Annotated in this window: 4 protein-coding genes and 1 pseudogene; 4 read left to right on the top strand and 1 reads right to left on the bottom strand. The window is 68.9% G+C overall.

Annotated features, from left to right (window positions below):
* From EQG76_RS13180 to EQG76_RS13165, 4 genes and pseudogenes are all read left to right on the top strand, one after another.
* Positions 1-474: pseudogene (locus tag EQG76_RS13180) on the top strand (hypothetical protein); the annotation flags it as partial.
* A 46-nt stretch (positions 475-520) separates the two neighbouring features.
* Positions 521-1,672, top strand: a complete 1,152-nt coding sequence (locus EQG76_RS13175; RefSeq protein WP_159714026.1) for a glycosyltransferase — start codon at positions 521-523, stop codon at positions 1,670-1,672.
* Positions 1,669-2,958, top strand: a complete 1,290-nt coding sequence (locus EQG76_RS13170) for a lipopolysaccharide biosynthesis protein (protein ID WP_159714024.1) — start codon at positions 1,669-1,671, stop codon at positions 2,956-2,958. The genes EQG76_RS13175 and EQG76_RS13170 overlap by 4 nt, the downstream gene beginning before the upstream one ends.
* Positions 2,949-5,219 (top strand): GumC family protein, encoded by a 2,271-nt coding sequence (locus EQG76_RS13165; protein ID WP_159714022.1) that lies wholly within the window; start codon positions 2,949-2,951, stop codon positions 5,217-5,219. The genes EQG76_RS13170 and EQG76_RS13165 overlap by 10 nt, the downstream gene beginning before the upstream one ends.
* Before the next feature lie 3 nt (positions 5,220-5,222).
* On the opposite strand, the gene EQG76_RS13160 is transcribed toward EQG76_RS13165, so the two are convergent.
* The coding region (locus EQG76_RS13160) for an exopolysaccharide biosynthesis polyprenyl glycosylphosphotransferase (protein WP_159714020.1) at positions 5,223-6,505 on the bottom strand (1,283 nt) is incomplete at its 5' end.

Below are 6,505 nucleotides of genomic sequence, written 5' to 3'. Positions count from 1 at the left end.
GTCGAGGTGCTGGAGCATGTGGGCGGCGATCCTGCCGCGGTACGCGACCTTGCCCGGGTTTCGCGCGATCTGGTCGTGCTGACGACGCCGAACCTGTGGTTCCCGGTCATCGCCCACGACACCGAGCTGCCGTTCTGCCACTGGCTGCCGATGCCGGTGCGGCAGGTCTATGCCGGTCTGTTCAAGCGCAACGACCGGGAAAACAACAACATCTTCTGGTCGCCGCTGGCGATCCGCCGGCTGATGCCGGAGTACAAGGTCGTCTCGGGCTTCCTTCACTACCGGTCACTGGACGACTTCCTGGCGACCTTCCCGTTCCACCTGCCCTATATCGGCCGCGGCCGGGTCGACCGGGTCGGTCGGCTGCAGGGGCTCTATTACCGGCTGGCCGCCCGCCTTGGCGGCGCTTCCAGCTTCGTCCTGCCCAACCTTGCCTGCGTCCTGCGGCGGGTTGCGCCCGCATCGTCCGCGTAAACGTCCACGGTCAGCCATGGCGCCTGATCCGACCGCCGGTCCGGCCGTGCAGCATCCGTCGCGGCGCCGGATCCTGCACCTCGCCGTCGACTATCCGGATGCCCATGACCGGACGAAGACGGTCGCCATCCGCAACTTCGTCAAGGCGAACCCGGCGGTCGACCATGTGGTCGTGGCGCTCACCCGGACCGGCGACCCGCGGCAGGTCGGCCTGATCCGCGGTGACGGTGCCGGCGACCCGTCGGTCTATTCGATGTGCTACTGGGGACCGCCGTTCGGCATGCTGCTGTTCGCCTCGATGGCGATCGTGGCGCGCCGCATCCGGGCGCTCATGGAGCAGGAGGGGATCCGGGTCGATCTGGTCCATGCCCACAAGCTCTGCTTCGAGGGCATCAGCGGCTATCTCCTGTCTCGCTGGCTGCGGGTCCCGCTGGTCTGCTCGATCCGCGCCGAGGCCGAATCGAAGATCCTGCGCTACCTGCCGCACTACCGCCCGCTGATCCGCCGGATCGTGCGGCACAGCCGACGCCTCTACTACGTGTCGCTGTGGTATCGCGGGGAGATCGAGCGGCTGTTCCCCGAGGCGCAGCCCCTTGGCCGGGAACTGCCGAACTTCTGCCCAGGAACGCGGCTGGCGGCGGATGCGGTGCCGGATCCGTGCCGCCTGGTGACCATCCTCCATCTCGACATCTACCAGAAGAAGGGGCTGGACCGGCTGCTGCCGGCCTTTGCGCGCCTGGCCCGGCGGCGGCCGGGCCTGTCGCTGGACATCATAGGACGCGGCCGGCCCGGGACGATCGCGACGCTGATCGCCCGGCATGGCCTGACCGGGCAGGCGCGGCTGGTGGGGGCGGTGCCGCACGCGGAACTGCTGGCGCGGCTGCCAAGCTACGGCGTCATGTGCCTGCCCAGCCACAACGAGACCTTCGGCATGGTCTATGTCGAGGCGATGCTGAGCGGCGTGCCGATCCTCTACTCCCGCGGCACCGGCATCGACGGCTTCGTCGATGGCATCGATGCCGCGATCGGCTGCGATCCGACCTCGGTGGACTCGATCCTGGCCGGGCTGGAGGAACTGCTGGACCGGCATGGTGCGCTGCGCGCCACTCTCCTGGCGCAGCACGACCGGATTGCGGCGCGCTTTGCCGCAGGGCCTCATGTCGAGCGCTACAACCGCGAGCTTGGGCTGGTGGCATGATCGGCCGCCTGCGCAGCCCACTGGTGCTGTCGATGGCCGACCAGATCCTGGTCAGCGCCACCAATCTGATCCTGACCTTCTGGCTGATCCACCAGTGGACGCCCGGCAAGTTCGGCGCCTTTGCCATCGTGCTGAGCGTCTCGCTCACCGGCCTGGCAGCGCATCAGGCCCTGGCCGGCTCGCAACTGGCCCTGCTGCTCGTCCGTGCCACCAGCCCGGCGGAGCGGCAGGAAGTGCTGGCCACTACCTGGCTGGTCGCCGTCGGGGTGGCGGTGCTGGTGGGGATTGCGACCACGATCGGGTTCGAGTTCTTCAGCGAATCCCATCGCTGGGCCACGCCCCTGCTCAGCGGCCTGTTCGTCGCCCTGCAGATCTGCCGGGAGCATGTGCGGACCTACCACTTCACACGGCGGGAGGCAGGGCAGGTCCTGCTGAACGACCTGCTGCAGGCGCTGACCGTCCTGGTGGCCCTGGCCGGTGCTGCCTGGGTTGGGATCGAGATCAGCATGATGCTGGTGGTCGGCACGCTGTGCATCGCCACCGTGCTGGCCTGCACCTCGACGCTGATCCGCCAGCCCGGCGACTTCACACTGCGGTTCGACCGCAAGGTGCGGCGGCGCCTGCGGCGGCTCTGGGGCGACCACGCGCGCTGGGCGCTGATGGGGGCGGCCGCGTCGGAGATGCAGACCCGGGGACATGTCGTGGCGGTGAGCACCTTCTTCAGCGTCGCCGATCTGGGCATCATCCAGGCCGCCCTGACCCTGATGCGGCCAGTGGGCCTGTTGGGGAGCGCCTGGAGCAAGGTCGCCCGGCCGGTGATGGCGCGGGATTTCGCCGAGGGCCGCCCGGCCGCGGCGATGCGCTATGCCAACCTCAGCGCGCTGGGCTTCATCGGGGCGACCCTAGTCTATCTCATGCTGCTCTGGCTGGGCTGGCCGTATCTGTCCGTCAACATCCTGCCCGCCGAGTATGGCGGCATCGGCGCTGCCCTGCCGCTATGGGGCCTGGCGACGCTGGTGGGGCTCCTGCGCACCGTCTACAGCCTGGAGGCGCAGTGCGTGCCGCTGTTCCGCCAGTCCTTCTATGCCAGCATGATCGCGATGCTCACCATCTTCGTGGGCCTGGCCGTCGCCGTGCTGGTCGGTACGGCCACCTCAACGATCCTAGTGATCGCGATCGGTGAAGCGGCTGCGCTGGTGGCCCTGATCCTCATCATCCGCAGGCATGTCGACCGGATGCGGCCGGCGCCGACCCTGCCCAGCGAAGGCTCGACCCCATGGCATTGATGGACGTCCGCAGCGCCCAGCCGCGGCCCGGGGCGCAGGGCGGCGTGCGGGCGATGTTCAGCGGCGCGTTCGACGAGTTCCCGGGCCCGTCCGAGATCCTGCGCGTCCTCAGGCGCCACAAGCTCCTGATCGGCGGCATCGTCCTGCCGCTGACGCTGCTGGCGAGCCTCTACGGGGCACTGGCCCCGGAGCGCTACACCGCGACCGCGATGATGGCGCTCAATCCCAAGGACGCGCCGCTGCCCAATCTCGGTACGATCCCGGGCCAGCTGATCCGCGACATGCCGATCCTGGAGACGCAGCTCCACGTGATCCTCTCGCCGGTCGTGCTGGGCGAGGTGGCCGACCGGCTGGAGCTGGCCAGCAACCCGGACTTCATCGACCCGCCGAGCGTGAAGGGCAGGCTGATGGCCCTCCTGAAGGAGCAGGCAGCGCCGTTCACGGACTGGCTGGACGAGCTCCGGCGGCTGCTGCGCACCGAGCCGGACGAACCCGCAGAGCAGATGACCCGGGACGAGATCATCGAGCGGCTCGCCGAGGACATCAGCGTCCAGCAGGTCGGCCAGAGCTATGCAATGACCCTGTCGTACCGGGCCGCCGATCCGGTGCTGGCCGCCGCTGTCGTCAACGAGACGGCCCGTACCTATATCCGCCAGCAGCTCGATGCCAAGCTGCAGACCGCGGGCGGCACCGGAGATTATCTGGAGGTCCGGCTGGCGGAACTGCGCGACGAGGTGGAACGGGCCGACAGCCAGCTCGAGACCTATCGCGCCGAGAACGCGCTGCCGGTCGACGGGACCGAGGAGGTGCTGTCGCGGCGGATCGCCGATCTCAACCTGGAGTTGATCGACACCCGCAGCCAGATCGCGGTGACCGAGGCCCGCGTGCGTGCTCTCGAGGAACTGCAGGCGAGCGGCGATCCGGTGGCACTTGCCCGTGCCCTGGACAGCCAGACTGCCGAGCAACTCGCCCTGGAGGCCGCCGGCCTAGCGCGCCGGCGCTCGGAGCTCCTCCTGAGCTTTGGGCCGGAGCATCCGTCGGTGCAGGCTCTGCGGGCCGACGAGACCGCCTTGCGCCGCACGATCCGCGAGGAGGCCGAGCGCGGCCTCGCGGCGGTGGTGCGTGACCTGGATCTCCTGCGGGTCAAGGCGGAGGAGATCGGCAACGAGATCACCGGCGCACAGGACCAGATCGCGCGCGACCAGCACGCCATGGTCCGGATCGCCAACCTCAAGCGCGACGCCGACGTCAACCGGCGCCTGTACGAGGAGATGCTGACCCAGCGCAAGCTCCTGGCGGAGCAGCGGTTCCTGGTCCAGCCGGACGTGGAACTGGTGGCGGAGGCCTCGCCGGACCTCGAATCGCGCTCGCCGCCGTTCCTGTTCTATCCGATCATCGGGTTCATCGGCTCGGGCGCGCTGGCGACCCTCCTGGCGCTGGTCCGCGACCGGGCCGATCCGCGCGTGCGCTCGGCGCGCCAGGTCGAGCGGCTGACCGGGCGACCGGTGGTGGCACGGCTGCCGAGCGTGCCGCGGCTGGGCCGCCAGCGTCCGGAAGCCCACGTCGCTAAGAACCCCAACGGCGCCTATGCCGAGATGCTGCGCCACATCTACCGCGATCTCGAGGCGGAGCGTCCTGATCGGGAATCGCTGGTGGCGCTGGTGACCAGTTCCGCGCCGGGCGAGGGCAAGTCGTCCACGGTATCCGGCCTGGCGGGCCTCCTGCGCCGCTCGGGCAAGCGAGTGGCGGTGGTCGACCTCGACCTGCGTCGCCCGCGCCTGGCCAAGCTGTTCGACGAGGACGATCTGGGACCGGCGGTCAACGACCTGCTGGCCGAGCCGTCCGAGGGCTGGGAACGCGGCATGGCCGGGTTGCTGGCCAGGCCGTTCCTGGTGCTGCCGGCCCGTGCCGCCGGCAATGAAGTCCTGTCGCTCCTGGAAAGCCGGCAGCTGGCGGCGACGTTGCGGGCGCTGCGGCTGCACTACGACTTCGTGCTGATCGATACGCCGCCCGTGCTGCCGACCAGCGACGCCGTGTTCCTCGGCCGCTATGCCGATGCCGTGCTGGTGGTCTGCCGCTGGCTGAGGACGGAGGTGAGTGCCGTCCGCGAGGCCTGCGAACGGATGGCGCAACGGCCGGCACCGTCGCTGCTCGGCATCGTGGTCAACCGGATCGACCCATCCGGCTACGGAACGTACGCCCAAAGCTATGGCGAGCAGGTGCCACTGGAGGGCAGCTATCCCTACGGGAGCAAGGGCTGAAGCCTATTTGCCCTCCCTGGCGATCATTCCGATCACCGTGCGGTAGATGATCCATAGATCGAACCAGAGCGAGTTGTTGCGCACGTAATAGCAGTCCATCTCGATCCGCTCGCGGAAGGTGCGCTGGTTGCGTCCGGAGACCTGCCAGAAGCCCGTGATGCCGGGACGGACGATGCTCAGCATGTCGGTGGCGGGCCCGAGCTTGCTCACCTCGTCCATGGTGTAGGGCCGGGGCCCCACGATGCTCATCTCGCCCCGCCAGACATTGATGAGCTGGGGCAGCTCATCGAGGCTGGTGGCGCGCAGGAACCGGCCGATCTTGGTCACGCGCGGGTCGTTGTCGAGCTTGCGGAACCGCGCATATTTCCGCTCGGCCTCGGGATTGCTCAAAAAGTGCCGGCGCAGGCGGCGCTCGCCATCCGTGTACATGGTCCGGAACTTCATGGCGGTGAACTGCTGATCGGCACCCGCCCAGCGCGGCTGGGCAAAGATCGCGGGACCGGGGCTGTCGGCGCGGATCATCGCCGAGATCAGCGCGAACAGGGGCCAGAGGAGGACCAGCGCCATGCCGCTGGCCGCCTTGTCGAGGGCGCGCTTGAGCCAGGCCGCGAGCGGGGCCGGGCGCTCGTTGCCGGCCTGGATCGCGAGCATGCCACCCACCGGTCGCACCGTGGAACCCAGGCTGATCAGGTCGTGGCAGCTCGGCACCAGCAGGATCTTCTTGAAGATCCCAGTGGTGTAGAGGCGCAGGATGAAGGTCCGCTCCACTGACTGCTCGACGATGATCGCGGTCGTGGTCATGCTGAACAGCTTGGCGTGCTCGCCGAGCTCGCGGAAGCGGATGATCGGGATCCCCTGATACTCCTCAGGGATGTAGATCGAGCTCTCGTCGACGATGCAGACCGCGCGCAGGCCCATGTGCGGGTAGAAGGCGAGCTGGCGCACGATGCCGCTGGCCGCCTCGCCGCCGCCGAAGATGAACACGGGCTGCTGCCAGCGGCCGAGCCGCATCAGGACCCGGCGTGCCACCGGTTCGCCCAAGCCTAGCACGATCCCGGCCAGCAGCACTGGCCAGAACGAAAAGCGCGGGTCCTCCCGTTCATCTAGCCAGCCCACCAGCTCAGCCAGGCCCAGGCTCGCGATCAGTGCTATGCCCACTGCCAGCACGACCTTCTGCATCCGCTGGGCGCGGGCCAGCCCGTGGCCGGGGTAGAGGCCCAGCAGGGCCTTGCAGCCGATGAAGCTCGCCAGCTGGACGAGGAGCAGCAGTCCTGGAGCGAGCCCGC

The sequence above is a fragment of the Geminicoccus flavidas genome (genome assembly GCF_009806515.1).
Lineage (GTDB): Bacteria > Pseudomonadota > Alphaproteobacteria > Geminicoccales > Geminicoccaceae > Geminicoccus > Geminicoccus flavidus.
This window is presented reverse-complemented; position numbering and strand designations above follow the sequence as displayed.

What these genes read in the sequence shown, in the direction of transcription:
- EQG76_RS13165 (WP_159714022.1), top strand. Translation starts at nt 2,949, where the DNA reads ATGGCATTGATGGACGTCCGCAGCGCCCAGCCGCGGCCCGGGGCGCAG.
- EQG76_RS13170 (WP_159714024.1), top strand. Translation starts at nt 1,669, where the DNA reads ATGATCGGCCGCCTGCGCAGCCCACTGGTGCTGTCGATGGCCGACCAG.